The organism is Aeromonas sp. ASNIH1 (assembly GCF_002934285.1).
GTDB lineage: Bacteria > Pseudomonadota > Gammaproteobacteria > Enterobacterales > Aeromonadaceae > Aeromonas > Aeromonas caviae.
The window spans coordinates 1,077,366-1,092,565 of the sequence record NZ_CP026228.1; the positions used below are offsets into that span (position 1 = coordinate 1,077,366).

At 64.1% G+C, this 15,200-nt stretch carries 15 protein-coding genes; 11 read left to right on the forward strand and 4 right to left on the reverse strand.

Annotated elements, in window-relative coordinates:
- Positions 1 to 9: 9 nt before the first annotated feature.
- Positions 10 to 975: a zinc transporter ZntB gene (zntB, locus tag C2U37_RS05215; protein WP_174213885.1), complete on the reverse strand. Its 966-nt coding sequence runs from the start codon at positions 973 to 975 to the stop codon at positions 10 to 12.
- 131 nt (positions 976 to 1,106) lie between these two features.
- On the opposite strand from zntB, the gene C2U37_RS05220 reads away from it, so the two are divergent.
- The 3 genes from C2U37_RS05220 (at position 1,107) to C2U37_RS05230 (ending at position 2,556) form a co-directional block, all read left to right on the forward strand.
- Complete coding sequence (locus C2U37_RS05220; RefSeq protein ID WP_039039769.1) at positions 1,107 to 1,559, forward strand: YaiI/YqxD family protein; 453 nt, start codon at positions 1,107 to 1,109, stop codon at positions 1,557 to 1,559.
- A gap of 121 nt (positions 1,560 to 1,680) precedes the next feature.
- A complete protein-coding gene (locus C2U37_RS05225) occupies positions 1,681 to 1,950 on the forward strand; it encodes a PepSY domain-containing protein (protein ID WP_010672753.1) in 270 nt (89 codons plus the stop codon).
- 48 nt (positions 1,951 to 1,998) lie between these two features.
- A complete protein-coding gene (locus tag C2U37_RS05230) occupies positions 1,999 to 2,556 on the forward strand; it encodes a cytochrome b/b6 domain-containing protein (RefSeq protein WP_041212284.1) in 558 nt (185 codons plus the stop codon).
- Positions 2,557 to 2,662: 106 nt separating this feature from the next.
- On the opposite strand, the gene C2U37_RS05235 is transcribed toward C2U37_RS05230, so the two are convergent.
- The gene (locus tag C2U37_RS05235) at positions 2,663 to 3,868 is read right to left on the reverse strand and encodes a NupC/NupG family nucleoside CNT transporter (RefSeq protein WP_041214374.1); all 1,206 of its coding nucleotides are present in this window, start codon (positions 3,866 to 3,868) and stop codon (positions 2,663 to 2,665) included.
- A gap of 527 nt (positions 3,869 to 4,395) precedes the next feature.
- On the opposite strand from C2U37_RS05235, the gene dbpA reads away from it, so the two are divergent.
- Together dbpA and C2U37_RS05245 are read left to right on the forward strand one after the other, a co-directional pair.
- Complete coding sequence (gene dbpA / locus C2U37_RS05240) at positions 4,396 to 5,775, forward strand: ATP-dependent RNA helicase DbpA (protein WP_039039771.1); 1,380 nt, start codon at positions 4,396 to 4,398, stop codon at positions 5,773 to 5,775.
- 85 nt (positions 5,776 to 5,860) lie between these two features.
- On the forward strand, positions 5,861 to 6,151 hold the full coding sequence (locus C2U37_RS05245) for a YkgJ family cysteine cluster protein (protein WP_039039772.1): 291 nt from the start codon (positions 5,861 to 5,863) through the stop codon (positions 6,149 to 6,151).
- Positions 6,152 to 6,160: 9 nt separating this feature from the next.
- On the opposite strand, the gene C2U37_RS05250 is transcribed toward C2U37_RS05245, so the two are convergent.
- The gene (locus tag C2U37_RS05250; protein ID WP_234921969.1) at positions 6,161 to 6,553 is read right to left on the reverse strand and encodes a hypothetical protein; all 393 of its coding nucleotides are present in this window, start codon (positions 6,551 to 6,553) and stop codon (positions 6,161 to 6,163) included.
- Between the two features lie 285 nt (positions 6,554 to 6,838).
- Between C2U37_RS05250 and C2U37_RS05255 the strand changes: the two genes are divergently transcribed.
- The gene (locus C2U37_RS05255; protein ID WP_041212281.1) at positions 6,839 to 8,233 is read left to right on the forward strand and encodes a PepSY-associated TM helix domain-containing protein; all 1,395 of its coding nucleotides are present in this window, start codon (positions 6,839 to 6,841) and stop codon (positions 8,231 to 8,233) included.
- 203 nt (positions 8,234 to 8,436) lie between these two features.
- Here the strand turns inward: C2U37_RS05255 and C2U37_RS05260 are convergent, their stop codons facing one another.
- The gene (locus C2U37_RS05260; protein WP_199770511.1) at positions 8,437 to 9,342 is read right to left on the reverse strand and encodes a 1,4-dihydroxy-2-naphthoate polyprenyltransferase; all 906 of its coding nucleotides are present in this window, start codon (positions 9,340 to 9,342) and stop codon (positions 8,437 to 8,439) included.
- A 210-nt stretch (positions 9,343 to 9,552) separates the two neighbouring features.
- Between C2U37_RS05260 and C2U37_RS05265 the strand changes: the two genes are divergently transcribed.
- From C2U37_RS05265 to menC, 5 genes are read left to right on the forward strand one after another with little or no spacing between them, the layout of a single operon-like run.
- Positions 9,553 to 10,884 carry an isochorismate synthase gene (locus C2U37_RS05265; protein WP_104451955.1) on the forward strand — a complete coding sequence of 444 codons (1,332 nt, stop codon included), beginning with the start codon at positions 9,553 to 9,555 and terminating at the stop codon, positions 10,882 to 10,884.
- Between the two features lie 33 nt (positions 10,885 to 10,917).
- A complete protein-coding gene (gene menD / locus C2U37_RS05270; RefSeq protein ID WP_041212279.1) occupies positions 10,918 to 12,663 on the forward strand; it encodes a 2-succinyl-5-enolpyruvyl-6-hydroxy-3-cyclohexene-1-carboxylic-acid synthase in 1,746 nt (581 codons plus the stop codon).
- On the forward strand, positions 12,653 to 13,417 hold the full coding sequence (menH, locus tag C2U37_RS05275; protein WP_041212278.1) for a 2-succinyl-6-hydroxy-2,4-cyclohexadiene-1-carboxylate synthase: 765 nt from the start codon (positions 12,653 to 12,655) through the stop codon (positions 13,415 to 13,417). Before menD ends, menH begins: the two co-directional genes overlap by 11 nt.
- A complete protein-coding gene (gene menB / locus C2U37_RS05280) occupies positions 13,410 to 14,270 on the forward strand; it encodes a 1,4-dihydroxy-2-naphthoyl-CoA synthase (protein ID WP_041212277.1) in 861 nt (286 codons plus the stop codon). The genes menH and menB overlap by 8 nt, the downstream gene beginning before the upstream one ends.
- Positions 14,270 to 15,199 (forward strand): o-succinylbenzoate synthase, encoded by a 930-nt coding sequence (gene menC / locus C2U37_RS05285; RefSeq protein WP_104451956.1) that lies wholly within the window; start codon positions 14,270 to 14,272, stop codon positions 15,197 to 15,199. The genes menB and menC overlap by 1 nt, the downstream gene beginning before the upstream one ends.
- Position 15,200: the final 1 nt, after the last annotated feature.

A 15,200-nucleotide genomic window follows, 5' to 3' on the forward strand; every position in this document is an offset into this window, starting at 1 on the left:
GTTCACTCCTTACCACCAGCGCCTGTGCTTGAGCCAGACCGCCAGTCCGGTCGCCAGCACCAGCAGGAAGCCACAGAACACCCAGAAGGCGGTCGGACTCTCGGCCCCGGGGATCCCCCCCAGGTTGATGCCGAACAGGCCGGTCAGGAAGCTGGCGGGCAGGAACAGCAGCGCCATCACCGACATCTGGTAGGCACGGCGGTTGGTCGCCTCCGCCATCAGGTTGTTGATCTCGTCCGCCAGCACGGCGGTGCGCGCCACCCCGGCATCCAGATCGTCGAGCCAGCGCCGCAAGCGGTCGGCGATGTCGAGCAGGCGTCGCCTGTCATCTTCGTCCAGCCAGCTGATCTTCTCGTTGGCCAGGCGCGCCACCAGATCCCGCTGAGGGGAGAGGTAGCGACGGATCATGATGAGCTGCTTGCGGATGCGCGCAAGCCGACCGTTGGCGGGCAGGTCGCGCATCAGCACCATCTCCTCCAGATCCAGGATCTGGTCGTGCAGCTCCTCGACGAACTCCCCGGCCCGGTCGGTCAGGGCGTCGCATATCTCCACCAGCCAGTCGGCGGGTGTGTCGGCACCGCCCCCCAACGACAGCTGCTCGAACACATCTTTCTCGGAGAGCAGCGGACGACGTCGGCTACTGATGATGAGATCCGGCGTGATGAAGATCCGCAGGGCCACCATTTCTTCAGGCCTGTGATCCTTGTTGTGGTTGATGCCGCGCAGGATCAGCAGCACCGTCTCTCCCATCCGCACCAGCTTGGGACGATTGCTCTGGCCGAGCAGGGCCTCCCGGGCCGCCTCCCCCAGCAGCGGCGTCTGCAGCAGCCAGCGCGCCGACTCCGGGTTGCCGTAGTCCAGATGCAGCCAGCCGGGCTGGGCACAGGGGATCTCGCTACCTTCGGCCAGCGGGGTCATGCCCCCCTTGCCGTCCAGGGTCAGGCCATAAATCACGTCACCGGGCACCCGATCCATCTCGTCTCCTTCTCGTTTCATGTGCAGGCCCCAGCTTACACCAAAGGCGGGGACGACTCAGCCCCGGGGCAGCCGCCCCGCGCCAGCCATGCTAAGATGCGCCACCCGTTCCAGACACAGGAAGCCATGCCATGCCCATCTGGGTTGATGCCGATGCCTGCCCCATCCCGGTCAAGGAGATCCTCTACCGCGCCGCTCACCGCGCCCAGGTGGTGACCACGCTAGTGGCCAACCAGGGGCTCAGAGTCCCCCCCTCCCCCTTCATCAAGACCCAGCAGGTGGAGAAGGGCTTCGATGTGGCAGATCATGTCATCGCCCAGCAGGTCAAGCCCGGCGACCTGGTGATCACCGGCGACATTCCCCTCGCCTCCTGGGTCATCGACGCCGGGGGCGAGGCGCTCAATCCCCGGGGCGAGATCTACACCCGGGAGACCATCCAGGCACGGCTCGGGATGCGCAACTTCATGGAGGAGCTGCGCTCTGCCGGCGTCCAGACCGGTGGCCCTGCGCCCTTCAACGCCGCCGACAAGCAGCGCTTCGCCAATGCGCTGGACAAGTGGCTGGTCAGGGGCAAGCTGAGCTGATCACCCTCTCCCCGGCCCCCTGCCGGGGAGAGCCATTCATTTCCCTTTTCCCTTAATTCTTCCTTAATGCTCCTTGATTAGCCTTGCGACTGTTGACCCAACCACCCGCAAGGAGCAAGCAATGAAACTGACCCCCCTGTTGTTACTGATCCCCCTGTTGAGCGGCGCAGCCCTGGCCGACCCCCAATGCACCCAGGCCGACAAGAGCAAGTGGATGAGCGAAGCCGACGCCCAGCAGCAGATCAAGGCGATGGGCTACGACATCAAGAAGTTCAAGGCCACCAAGACCGGCTGCTACGAGATCTACGGCTGGGACAAGGAGAAGCGCAAGGTTGAGATCTACTTCGACCCGACTGACCTGAAAAAGGTGAAAGAAGAGATCGACGAGTAACGCCGCCCCGGGCCGGTCTTCCCCCGGCCCCCACCATGGAGCCTTGCCATGACACCTGCCTCTGAAGTGAAAGTCTGGGATCCCCTCATCCGGGTATTTCACTGGGCGACCGTCACCCTCTGCCTGCTCAACTTCTTCGTGCTGGAAGAGGGCAGCAAACCCCACAGATATGCTGGCTACGCGGTGGGCATCCTGCTCATCATCCGCCTGCTGTGGGGACTGGTCGGCCCCCATTACGCCCGCTTCGGCCAGTGGTGGCCAACCCCTGCCCGGGTCCGCTACTACCTGCGCCAGCTCGCCCAGGGGCGCCACCCCTACTACCTCGGCCACAATCCGGTCGGCTCCCTGATGATCTGGTTGCTGCTGCTGTCCCTGGTCGGGACCGTCGTCACCGGCTGGCTCACCACCTGGGATGCCTTCTGGGGCGAGGAGTGGCTGGAGGAGCTGCACGGCATCATCGCCAACACCCTGATGGCCGCCGTTAGCATCCATGCGGCCGTGGTACTCCTGACCGATCGCCTCACCCGCAGCGATTTGGTCCGCGCCATGGTGCTGGGCAAAAAGCGGGTCCCCGCCAACATCAAGGTGGAAGACCCCCGCGCTTGATGGCCGGGCTGCCGACCAGTCCCCTCCTCTGTTCACCCGCTCATCTGCCCAAAAAAAGACCCCCTGCCAAGGCAGGGGGTCGTCATGATCAGCGCGGGGGGAAGACCTAGATCATCACACCGGCGATAACGGCGGAGAGCAGGCTCACCAGGGTGGATCCATAGACCAGCTTCAAACCGAAGCGGGAAACCATGTTGCCCTTCTCTTCGTTGAGCGCCTTCACCGCACCGGCAATGATGCCGATGGAGCTGAAGTTGGCGAACGACACCATGAAGATGGAGAGGATGCCGACGGTGCGCGGGGAGAGCTCGGCGGCAATCTTGCCCAGATCCATCATAGCCACGAACTCGTTGGTCACCAGCTTGGTCGCCATGATGGAGCCGGCCTGCAGCGCTTCACTGCCCGGGATGCCCAGGATCCAGGCAACGGGATAGAAGATGTAGCCCATGACGTGCTGGAAGTTGACGCCGAACGCCGCCTCGAACAGGTAGTTGATGAGGGCGATCAGGGCAATGAAGCCGACCAACATGGCGCCCACGATGACCGCCACGGTGAAACCGGCCATGATGTATTCCCCCAGCATCTCGAAGAAGTTCTCCTTCTTCGGCGTATGGTGCTCGTCACCCTCGGCCAGCGCCTTGGCATCGGTCACGGTGTTGTCGGGCTCGTAGGGGTTGATGAGGGAAAGCACCACAAAGGTGCTGAACATGTTGAGCACCAGCGCGGCCACCACGTAGCGCGGCTCGATCAGCTGCATGTAGGCACCGACGATGGACATGGAGACGGTGGACATGGCCGTCGCAGCCAGGGTGTACATCTGCTTCTCGTTCAGGTGCGGCAGTATGTTCTTGAGGGCGATGAAGTTCTCGGACTGACCGACGATCATGGAGCTGATGGCGTTGAAGGACTCCAGCTTGCCCATGCCGTTGATCCTGGCCAGCACGGTGCCGATGCCACGAATGACGATGGGCAGCAGACGGATGTACTGCAAAATGCCGATCAACACGGAGATGAAGACGATGGGCATCAGCACCATCAGGAAGAAGGAGAAGGCCCCTTCGTTGACTAGACCGCCGAACACGAAGTCGGTCCCCTGCTTGGCAAACTCCATCAGCTTGGTGAAGCCGGCGGCAAAGCCACCCACCACCGCCAGACCCACTTCGGAGTTGAGCATGAACCAGGCGAGCGCCAGTTCCACCACCAGCAGCTGGCCGATGTAACGCAGCTTGATCTGTTTCCAGTTGCGGCGGTTTGCCAGCAACGCCAATGCCAGGACCATCACGAGTCCGAGCACGAAATGAACGTATTCCATACCAGTAGCACCCATTGAATTGTTATTTTTGACCGGCGCCATCATAAAGAACTGCATATTTAAAAATCAGAGAATCATCACAATCCGCGGTAAAAATATGCATGCGGAATAATACAAACGTTTTTAAATTAATTGCCAAGACACATGATTATTAATCGTCATTGAGAAAGCTTAAAAATAAATCAAAAACAATAAGTTATGCTCTTTCATTAATTTTATTCCTCATTCGTATATATATTTCATAACGGCTATATCCCATATGGCATCCTCCGATGACTCATCATCACCAGGACATGTTTAATTAAAAACGTTTTCTCGCCATTCATCATGATCTGGCCATGACCACCCTGTTCCATTGTGCTCTTTTTACATACCGCAAGCCCGCCAACGCAGACAGAAGCCTCCATCGGCAACCCATGACACCAACCGTTCAAATATTCACCGCATCCGGCGGCACATTCTGGTATGATGCGCCCCCTTGCGCACCGCGCACCCCCATTTCTGATTTTCCGACATAGAGTCCTTTTGTGAACAACAGCGAATTTAGCAGCCTGAACCTCTCCTCCGCCCTGCAGGACAACCTCGCCAGCCTGGGCTATCTGCAGATGACCCCGATCCAGGCCCAGAGCCTGCCCCTGGTGCTCGACGGCAAAGATTTGATCGCCAAGGCGAAAACCGGCAGCGGCAAGACCGCGGCCTTCGGCCTGGGTCTGCTGGCCAAGCTGGACGTCAACCGGCTGGCCGTGCAGGCGCTGGTGCTCTGTCCGACCCGCGAGCTGGCGGATCAGGTGGCCACCGAGATCCGCCGTCTCGCCCGCACCCTGCCCAACGTCAAGCTGGTGACCCTGTGCGGCGGCACCCCGACCGCACCGCAATCCGCCACCCTGGGCTTTGGCGCCCACATCGCCGTCGGCACCCCGGGCCGGATCCTCAAGCACCTGGAGCAGGGCACCCTTGAGCTCGACGACCTCAAGACGCTGGTGCTGGACGAAGCGGATCGCATGCTGGACATGGGCTTTGGCGAAGACATCAACCGCGTCATCAGCCACGCCCCGCGGGATCGCCAGACCCTGCTCTTCTCCGCCACCTATCCGGAAGGGATCGCCCAGATGAGCCGCGGCGTGCAACGCAACCCGGTGGAGGTGAGCGTGGAGTCCCTGCACGAAGAGAGCGCCATCGAACAGAAGCTGTATGAAGTGCCGGCCGGCCAGCGCCTCGATGCCCTCACCTGGCTGCTCAGCCACTACCAACCGGGCTCCTGCGTGGTGTTCTGCAACACCAAGCGCGCCTGCAACGACGTGGCCGATCACCTGGCTGCCAAGGGCTTCTCGGCGCTGGCGCTGAACGGCGATCTGGAGCAGCGTGAGCGGGATCAGGTGCTGGTGCGCTTCGCCAACGGCAGCGCCACCATACTGGTCGCCACCGACGTGGCGGCCCGCGGCCTCGACATCAAGGAGCTGGGCGCCGTCATCAACTACGAGCTCACCTACGACCCCGAGGTGCATGTGCACCGCATCGGCCGTACCGGCCGCGCCGGCCAGCAGGGCCTGGCCCTGAGCCTCTACCAGCCGAACGAGGCCCAGCGCGTCAACTTCATCGAGGAGTACCAGCAGGCCCCCATTCCCCAGGGCGACCTGGCCGGGATCGGCCGCGACATCAAGCCGATCGCACCGCAGATGGTGACCCTCTCCATCGATGCGGGCCGCAAGAGCAAGGTGCGTGCCGGTGACATCCTCGGCGCCCTGACTGGCGAAGGCGGCATTGCCGGGGCCGATGTGGGCAAGATCCAGATTTCCGAGCAGTACTCCTACGTGGCGGTGAAGCGCCAGGTGGCGAGCGCCGCCCTCAAGCGGTTGCAGGAGGGCAAGATCAAGGGGCGCAGCTACCGTGCCCGCAAACTGGGCTAAGGTATTTCACACGCCCGGCCAGACCACAGGCGCCTGACAGGCGCCTGTTTCATATCATTCGCCGCCATGCGGCAAGACAGGTGACATGACCCAAGCAATCCAGAGCGATGTGAGCTGCCAGAACTGCGAAGCCTGCTGCTGCCGCCTCGAGGTGATGCTCTTCACCGACACCGGCGTGCCGGACCGCTATATCGAGGAGCGGGAAGGAGAAGTGCCCGTGATGCACAGACTGGAAGATGGCTGGTGCGCCGCCCTCGACCGCAACACCATGATGTGTCGCATCTACGAGGTGCGGCCGCTGATCTGCCGTGAATTCGAGATGGGGGAGCCCGACTGCCTCGACGAGCGGGACAAGTGGTTCATCAGGCTGGAGTAACCGGGGTGTTCAACCCGTGCTGACGTGGCTCTCCTTGCCTTGCAGCCCCTCGAGGCGCTGTGTCAGCCAGTGGATGGCCTGCGCTTCCTCCTCGAAATAGCGCACCTCCTGAAAGGGAAGCTCGCTGAAAACGTGATCCGCCAGATAACGTTTGAAATCCCCGATCATGACCACCGCCAGAAAGGCGCAGCCATGGGTGGCGCACCAGTTGAACTGGCGACGAAAACGGGCCAGCACCTCGGGGCCGGCGGCCTCGAACTCGGTCGCGACCTCGACGATGCCCCAGGGGGCTCCCTGCAAACGGCTTATCTGCTGGCTGAACTTGCCCTCATAGGCCATGGCGCCTGCCAGGTTGAAAGGGCCGCTCGGCCGACAGATCAGCAGTTGCCCTTGTCGCTGCATCTCAAAATGGCCGTGTGCTTGCACGTTCACCTCCTGCCTTGAGTCCTTCGCTGCGGCTGATATGCCCTGTGTTGCCACAAAGTAAGAATTTATCCCCGAAAAGTCCATGAAGCTCCCCGCATTGTGAACGGAAAGCGCCATTCAACCCCCGCTTTTACCCCGGTGGCGGAATGTACATTTCCTCGACATGTTCTGTTGCAGTTAACAAAACGTTGCTGCTATTATCCGCGCCATTCAAAACATTCCACCTACTGAAACCTTTTGGCGTTCACCCAGGGATCAACGATGAAGCAACAAGACGCAAGTTATTACCAACGGATCTGGCGCTGGCATTTCTATGCCGGTCTCTTCGTCGCCCCCTTCCTGATCCTGCTCTCCCTCACCGGCATCGTCTATCTGTTCAAACCGCAGCTGGACAACCTGCTCTACCCCGAGCTGATGAAGGTGACGCCCGCCACCCAGACCCTGAGTGCCGACCAGCTGCTGGCCAAGGCAACCATCGCCATGCCGGACGCCAGCCTGCGCAAATACCTGCCCCCGGTGGCAGCGGACGCGAGCGCCCAGATAGTCGTGATGCGTGAAGGGCAGGAGCTGACCCTCTTCATGGATCCCGCGAACGGCGCCCTGCTCGGCACCATGGACAACAAGTGGAACCTGCAGGCGGTGGCGCGTGCTCTCCATGCGGAGCTGATGCTTGGCACCACGGGAGATCGCCTGATCGAGCTGGCCGCAGGCTGGGGAATCGTGCTCCTCGTCAGCGGACTCTATCTCTGGTGGCCCCGCAAGGGACCGGGTGTGGGGGGCATCCTCTGGCCGAGAATGCACCAGCGCGGCCGTCTCTGGTGGCGTGATCTGCACGCCGTGGTCGGCTTCTGGGGCGCAGGTTTCCTGCTGCTGCTGCTGCTGACGGGCATGACCTGGACCGGTTTCTGGGGCGGCCAGTTCGCCGATGTCTGGAACCGCTTCCCTGCGGCCATGTGGAACGAGGTGCCCAAGTCGGCCCCCCTCACCCGCAGCCTCAACCAGGCTCACGAACAGACCGTCTCCTGGGGGGCCGAGACCCTGCCCATGCCGAGCTCCCAACCCACGGCAGAGAGCCATGATCACAGCGCCATGACCCATGGCGGCGGACACGAGGGCATGGTCATGGCCAGCCATCGCATTCCGCTGCAACAGGTGGTCGACATCGCCAGCGAGCGTGGGGTCAGCCCGGGTTACAGCATCACCCCCCCGGTCGGTGAAACCGGCGTCTATACCATCGCCATCTTTGCCGATGATCCCCGCAACGACGCCACCCTGCACATCGACCAATACAGCGGCAAGGTGCTGGTCGACGTGCGTTGGCAGGATTACGGCCCGGTCGCCAAGGCGGTGGAAACCGGCGTCATGCTGCACATGGGCAAGCTCTACGGCTGGCCGCACCAGCTCGTCATGCTGCTCATCTGCCTGATGATTCTGGCAAGCTCGGTGAGCGGGCTCTGGATCTGGTGGAGCCGCCGTCCCAGTGGTCGCCTCGCCGCCCCGCCCCTGCCCGCCAAGTTGCCTCCCATGGGCGGTGCCATCGCGGTGCTGGTCGTGCTCGGGATCTGCTTCCCGCTGGTGGGGGCCTCCATGGTTGCCATCTGGCTGCTGGACAGTCTCTTCTTCTCTCGCCGCACGGCCGTGGCCCAGGCAAGCTGACCCAGGGGCAAGCCCACCTCATGCACACGAGGGCTCCCTGTCGGGGGCCCTCGTCGTCTGCATCACCTGGCATCATCCTTGGCCTGGCGGCATGCTCCTCCCCTGGCGATCATCACATCGGTCTGATGAAACAACAGCGCATCGACACATAAGCAAAAAGGGCTCCCGTTCGGGAGCCCTTTTCATTGCCAAACACGTCGGCCTCAGGTGAGCGCCAACCCGGCGGAGAGCAGCAGGCTGAACAGAAATGCGCTGATGGCAGTCTTCTTGAGGGCGCCGGTCAGCACCTCGCCATCGAAACTCTCTCGCAGGGTGCGGGCGGCATCGGTGAGGGGCTTCATAGCGGGCAGGAAGATCCAGGGCCAGAGGCTCGCAGGCTGGGTCAGCAGGAAGGCGATGGTCGCCAGCAGCGCCGCCCCCAGCAAGACCCAGTGATAGGCGATGGCCCGGTTGCGGCCAAGGCGCACCGCCAGGGTGATCTTGCCGCTGGCGGCATCCGTCTCGATGTCCCGCACGTTGTTGATGTTGAGCACGGCAGTCGCCAGCAGGCCGCAGGCGGTGGCGGGCAGCAACAGGTCCCACTCCAGGCGATGGGTGAAGAGGTAGTAGGAGCCGAGCACCCCCAGCAGGCCGAAGAACAGGAATACCGAGATGTCCCCGAAGCCGCGATAGCCGTAGGGGCTCTTGCCCACCGTGTAGGTGATGGCCGCGACGATGGCCGCTCCCCCCAGCAGGATGAACGTCAGGATCTGCTGCCACGCCTCCCCGAAGGCGCAGATCAGCAGGGAGAGGCCGCTCACCACGGCCGCCAGGGCGGTCAGCCCCATGGCCACACACATCTGGTGCCGGGTGATGAGGCCGGAAACCACGGCGCGCTGGGGACCGATCCGCTCCCCGTTGTCGGCACCGGAGACGGCATCGCCATAGTCGTTGGCCAGATTGGAGAGAATTTGCAGCAGGATGGCGGTCAGCAGGGAGAGCCCCATGATGGTGCCGTCGAACGCTCCCCGGCTGGCTGCCAGCCCCGAGCCCAGCAAGATGGAGGAGCACGCCAGGGGCAGTGTTCGCAAACGCGCCGCCAGCAACCAAACAGAGAAGGTATTTGTCATATTGTGATGGCCAAACAATCAGATATTGATCGTGTTAAGGGTTATCGAACCGGATTTAGGTATACTTGGCTGCGCGGGGGCGTCGGCTCCCCCGGGCAATTTACATGGACGAATGGGCAGATAATATATAGGAAATCGTCGCCCTTTGGCATCAACCTGCGCCATCCTCCCCCGGAGCGATCGCGATTATCCGGCTCAGACTAGACATCCATGTTGGCTCAGACCCACCTCAAGCAACAACTGGACGCCCTGCGTCACAGCACTGTCAGCGGTTTCGTGCGACTGCGCGTGGCCGCTCACGTCGACGTCTTTCCCGGCTGGTTGGCGGCCCAGACGCTCTACCCCCGCATCTATTGGCACGCCAGAGGGCAACAGAGCCCGGAGTACGTGGCGCTTGGCGCCATCCACGAGCTGACGCGGCCGGAGGATATCCAGCGGGTCTGCGACCTTGCCGGCACGGCCAGTGAAGACAGCCCTCGCTACTACGGTGGCCTGGCGTTCGACCCGGATCTGCCCGGCTGGCAGGGTTTTGGCCCCTGCCGCTTCGTGCTGCCCCGTATCGAACTGGTACGCCGGGGGGAGTGCACCAGCCTCTGCCTCAATCTCTGGCTGCCCGCTCGGGAAGAGGGTCACGCATTCGAAGCCGAACTCTGCGCCGCCGAGGCGGCGCTCGATGCCCTGCAACCCGAGGCCCCTCTGCCCGCCCTGCAAAAGCGGCCATGGCAGCGCCAGGACCTGCCGGGCCCTGCCCAGTGGCAGACCCTGGTGGAGCAGGTCACGGCCCCCGACTTCCAGGCCCGCACCCCCAAGGTGGTGCTGTCGCGGGAGAGCCTGCTCCAGAGCGAGGCGCACGATGCGCCCCTCTGCCCCTGGTCCCTGCTGACACAGTGGGCCCGCCACGCCCAGGAGTGCTTCCACTTCGGCTTCCAGTTCTCCCCCGAGCAGAGCTTCATCTCCTGCTCCCCCGAGCGCCTCTACCGCCGGGAGAAGGGCCACCTCTTTACCGAGGCGCTGGCAGGCACCATTCGCCGTTCCGGGGATGAGGCGACCGACGCGGCCCTGGCCGCCGAGCTGCTGGCCGACAGCAAGAACCGGCTGGAGAACCGGCTGGTTCACGCCGACATTCTCAGCTGCCTGGCACCCCTCACGACCGATGCCACCCTGACCGAGCCGCGCATTCTGAAATTGCGGCTGCTGCAACACCTCAAGTGCGACATCGAGGCCGAGCTCAAACCCGGCGTCTGCGACTGGCAACTGCTGGCTGCCCTGCACCCCACCCCCGCCGTGGGGGGCGCCCCCCGCGAGGCGGCGCTCGCCTTCATCCGTGAATGCGAGCCCCATGATCGCGGCTGGTATGCCGGTGCCTGTGGCATGCTGAGCCGGGAGACCTCGGAGTTCTCCGTCGCCATTCGCAGCGCCCGGATCAGGGGCCCGCGCATCAGCCTGTTCGCCGGTGCCGGCATAGTGGCGGGATCGGAGCCCGCCGCCGAGTGGGCCGAACTCGACAACAAGATCGCCAACGTGCTCTCCCTGCTGGGATAGCGTTTCTTACCGACTCCTCACTGCGAGAGCTTCATGTCCGCCAGCCACGTGTCCGCGCATCACGCCTTTGCCAGCCATCACGCCACCTTCAACCATGTCTGGTCCTCCCTCTTGCTGGAAGAGCTCTTTCGCCTCGGCGTGCGTGACATCGCCCTGGCCTCCGGCTCCCGCTCGGCGCCGCTCACCATGGCCGCCGCAGCCCACCCGGGCTTTCGCCGCCACCTGCACTTCGACGAGCGGGGTCTGGGCTTCATGGCGCTGGGGCTGGCCAAGGGGAGCGGCCGCCCGGTGGCGGTCATCATGACCTCGGGCACCGCGGTGGCCAACCTCTGGCCCGCGGTGGCAGAAGCCCAGCTCACCGGGGTCCCGCTCATCATTCTCTCTGCCGACAGGCCACCCGAGCTCATCGACAACGGGGCCAACCAGGCCATCGATCAGCCGGGGATCTTCGGTCGCTACCCCGTCTATCAGCAAAATCTGCCGAGCCCCACTCCCACCATTCCGGCGGCCTTCGTGTTGAGCTCGGTGGATCAGGCCCTGGCCCGACAGGCGCACACCCCGGGGCCGGTGCACTTCAACTGCATGTACCCCGAGCCCCTCTACCCCGGCGACCACTATCTGGACTTTTCCGATTACCTGGCGCCCCTCGGCGACTGGCTGCACTCGGCCAAGCCCTGGAGCCCCTGGCTGGTGGGCGAGCCTGGCTGCCCCGCCCAGCCGGACTGGGAGGAGCTGAAGGGCAAGCGCGGTGTCATCGTCGCCGGACGCATCCAGGATCCGGTGCAAGGCAAGGCGGTGGCCGAGCTGGCAGACCGCCTCGGCTGGCCCCTGCTGGCGGATCTGCAAAGCCAGATCCGCTTCGATGATCGCAACCTCGTCCACACGGATCTCGCCCTGCAACACAGCGACTTCGTGGCCGAGCTGACCCGCGCCGAGGTAGTGCTGCAATTCGGCGCCCGCCTCATCTCCAAGCGCCTCGGCCAGTTCATCAAACAACACCCCTGGCAAGATTACTGGCTGGTGGACCCGCAGCCGGCACGCCTCGACCCCGACTACCGGCTGCGACGTCGCCTGGTGTGCGACCCCGCCGCCTTTGCGGCCGCCCATCCAATCCCCCATTCGCAGCAGCCCTGGCACCAGTTGGCCGCGCGCCAGCAGGCCATCAGCCAGCAGATCCGCACCGCCTGTGATCGCTTCTCGGAGCTCGGGGTGTGCCATCGCCTGAATCAGCTGATCCAGGGTCAGTTGTTCGTCGGCAACAGCATGCCGGCCCGGCTGATGGACATGCTGGGCGAGGTGGGCAAGGGCCCCAGCCGGGTGATGACCAACCGCGGCGCCTCCGGCATCGATGGCCTTATCGCCACCGCATACGGCTTCGCACAGTCGGTCCCGCCTGACAGTCGCGAGCCCACCACCCTGCTGCTCGGGGATCTCAGCGCCCTGCACGATCTCAACAGCCTGGCGCTGCTCGGCAAGGGGAGCCGCCCCCTGGTGGTGATCCTGCTCAACAACGACGGCGGCAGCATCTTCCGCATGCTGCCTGTGCCCACCCAGGACGCCCTGCTGGAGACCTACTACTGCCTGCCCCACGGCCTGCACTTCGAGCACGCCGCCGCCATGTTTGGCCTGCACTACCGGGCCCCCACCACCCTCGACGCATTTGAGCAGGACTATGCCGCAGCCCTGAAAAACGGGGTAACCCTGATTGAAATCAAGGTACCGAGCAGTGAAGTCGCCGAGGATCTCAAAGCACTGGGAGCCGCTATCCGTGGTCTCTGATCCCGCCGCGCCGCTGGTGCTGCTGCACGGCCTGCTGGGGGACGCCGACGACTGGCGACCTGTCATCCAGACCCTGCCCGACGTCCCGTGCCATGCCCTGGATCTGCCGGGCCACGGCCGCAACCGGGCACTGCGGGTGAGCGGCTTTGACGAGGCCCATCGCTGGCTCTGCGACGAGCTGGCCGCACGGGATATCGCCCACTACCGGCTGGTGGGGTATTCGCTGGGGGGGCGGCTCGCGCTTCATCACGCCAGCCACACCCCGGCGGGGTTGCAGGCCCTGCTGCTGGAGAACTGCCACCCCGGGCTGCCTGCCGGTGAGCGTCCGGCCCGCATCGCTCACGATGAAGCCTGGGCCCGGCGTTTCGAGTGCGAGCCCCTGACCCGGGTGCTTGCCGACTGGTACCGCCAGGGCGTCTTCGCCGACCTGGACGACGATGCCCGCATCCGCCAGGCCGCACGCCGCCTTGGCAACGACGGCAAGGCCGTGGCCGCCATGCTGAGGGCCACGTCCCTGGGGCGGCAGCCGGATCTCGCCCCCTGGCTTCGGGATACCCGGCTGCCGGTGCAGTGGGTCTCCGGCAACCGGGATCACAAATTCCATGCCCTCGCTTGCCAGTTGGTAAAGCAAGGCTGCAATATCAAACACTTGGCTCTGGATGGCGGACACAATCTGCACACAAGCCAGCCCGATACCTTTGCCCGGCTCCTGCGGGAGTGGGCTCACCAACCAGAAGAGAAGATCCATGATTGAAGCAATGACGGAAGCCGAGCTCTATGCCCCTGTCGAGTGGCACGACTGCTCCGCCGGTTACGAGGACATCCTCTATCACAAGTCCCCAGAGGGCATTGCCAAGATCACCATCAACCGTCCCCAGGTGCGCAACGCCTTCCGCCCCCGTACCGTGAAAGAGATGCTGCAAGCCCTGGCCGATGCCCGCTACGACGACAAGGTCGGCTCCATCATCCTCACCGGCTTCGGCGAGAAGGCCTTCTGCGCCGGCGGCGACCAGAAGATCCGCGGCGACTACGGTGGCTACCAGGACGATGAAGGCACCCATCACCTCAACGTGCTCGACTTCCAGCGTGACATCCGTACCTGCCCCAAACCCGTGGTGGCCATGGTGGCTGGCTACGCCGTCGGTGGCGGCCACGTGCTGCACATGATGTGCGACCTGACCATCGCCGCCGACAACGCCCAGTTCGGCCAGACCGGCCCCAAGGTGGGCTCCTTCGACGGCGGCTGGGGCGCCTCCTACATGGCCCGCATCGTCGGCCAGAAGAAGGCTCGGGAGATCTGGTTCCTCTGCCGCCTCTACGACGCCAAACAGGCCCTCGACATGGGGCTGGTCAACACCGTCGTGCCCCTGGCCGAGCTGGAGCGTGAAACCGTGCGCTGGTGCCGCGAGATGCTGCAACACAGCCCCATGGCTCTGCGCTGCCTGAAGGCGGCCCTCAACGCCGACTGCGACGGCCAGGCCGGTTTGCAGGAGCTGGCAGGCAATGCCACCATGCTGTTCTACATGACCGAAGAGGGTCAGGAAGGGCGCAACGCATTCAACGAGAAACGCCGTCCCGACTTCTCCAAATACAAGCGGAATCCCTGATGACACTCGCCCTCTACCGCTACCAACTGCCCTTTACCCAGCCCCTGGCCTTTCACGGTCAGTTGCAGGTAGCGCGCGAGGGCCTGCTGGTACGCATCGACGATGGCTGGGGGGAGATAGCCCCCCTGCCAGGATTTTCCAAAGAGACCCTGGCCGACGCCCAGGCCGAGGCCCTCGACTGTCTGGCGCAGCTGGCGCGGGGACAGACCCCGACGCCACAGCTGCCCTCGGTGCAGTTCGGGCTCGACTGCGCCCGTCGTAGCTGGCCCGAGCAGGGTGCCCCCCTGCCCGAGCCCTATCCGCTGATCCAGGGCTCCCCCCAGGAGCTGCTCAAGAACTGGAAGCAGTGGCTGCACGAGACACCCCTCAAGGCCAAGCTGAAGGTAGCCCGCTACCCCATGCGCGACGAGCTGGCGCTGATCCGGCTGCTGCTCGATCGGCGCCCCAACCTCAAGCTGGTCCTGGACGCCAACCAGGGCTGGACCCGCGAGGAGGCCTGGGCCTTCTGCGGCCACCTGGATCCTAATCGCATCGAATACCTCGAAGATCTGTGCGCCGACTTCGAGGACATCGCCTTCGTCGCCAGCCACACCGGCATGCCGGTGGCGCTGGACGAACTGCTGGCTCAGGGCAAACCCTGGGAGCCCATCCCGCAACTGCGCGCCCTGGTGCTCAAGCCGACCCTGCTCGGCGCCCTCGCCAACAGCGAGGCCCTGGTAGCCCGCGCTCGCGAACTGAAGCTCAAGGTGATCGTCTCTTCCTGTTTCGAGTCCGGTCTCGGCCTCGGCCAGCTCGCCCGCCTCGCAGGGGAGTGGGCGCCGGATCAGGCCCCTGGCCTCGATACCCGCCGCTGGCTGGCCAGGGATCTGCTGGACAAGCAAGGGCAACCCGATCCGGGCAGGATGGACCCCCTGTTTCACCGTGACTGAC

Coding starts and splice junctions, on each gene's coding strand:
- zntB (WP_174213885.1), bottom strand. CDS start 975: ATGGATCGGGTGCCCGGTGACGTGATTTATGGCCTGACCCTGGACGGC.
- menC (WP_104451956.1), top strand. CDS start 14,270: ATGACACTCGCCCTCTACCGCTACCAACTGCCCTTTACCCAGCCCCTG.
- C2U37_RS05235 (WP_041214374.1), bottom strand. CDS start 3,868: ATGGAATACGTTCATTTCGTGCTCGGACTCGTGATGGTCCTGGCATTG.
- C2U37_RS05220 (WP_039039769.1), top strand. CDS start 1,107: ATGCCCATCTGGGTTGATGCCGATGCCTGCCCCATCCCGGTCAAGGAG.
- C2U37_RS05225 (WP_010672753.1), top strand. CDS start 1,681: ATGAAACTGACCCCCCTGTTGTTACTGATCCCCCTGTTGAGCGGCGCA.
- menB (WP_041212277.1), top strand. CDS start 13,410: ATGATTGAAGCAATGACGGAAGCCGAGCTCTATGCCCCTGTCGAGTGG.
- C2U37_RS05255 (WP_041212281.1), top strand. CDS start 6,839: ATGAAGCAACAAGACGCAAGTTATTACCAACGGATCTGGCGCTGGCAT.
- C2U37_RS05245 (WP_039039772.1), top strand. CDS start 5,861: ATGACCCAAGCAATCCAGAGCGATGTGAGCTGCCAGAACTGCGAAGCC.
- menD (WP_041212279.1), top strand. CDS start 10,918: ATGTCCGCCAGCCACGTGTCCGCGCATCACGCCTTTGCCAGCCATCAC.
- C2U37_RS05260 (WP_199770511.1), bottom strand. CDS start 9,342: ATGACAAATACCTTCTCTGTTTGGTTGCTGGCGGCGCGTTTGCGAACA.
- C2U37_RS05265 (WP_104451955.1), top strand. CDS start 9,553: ATGTTGGCTCAGACCCACCTCAAGCAACAACTGGACGCCCTGCGTCAC.
- C2U37_RS05250 (WP_234921969.1), bottom strand. CDS start 6,553: ATGCAGCGACAAGGGCAACTGCTGATCTGTCGGCCGAGCGGCCCTTTC.
- C2U37_RS05230 (WP_041212284.1), top strand. CDS start 1,999: ATGACACCTGCCTCTGAAGTGAAAGTCTGGGATCCCCTCATCCGGGTA.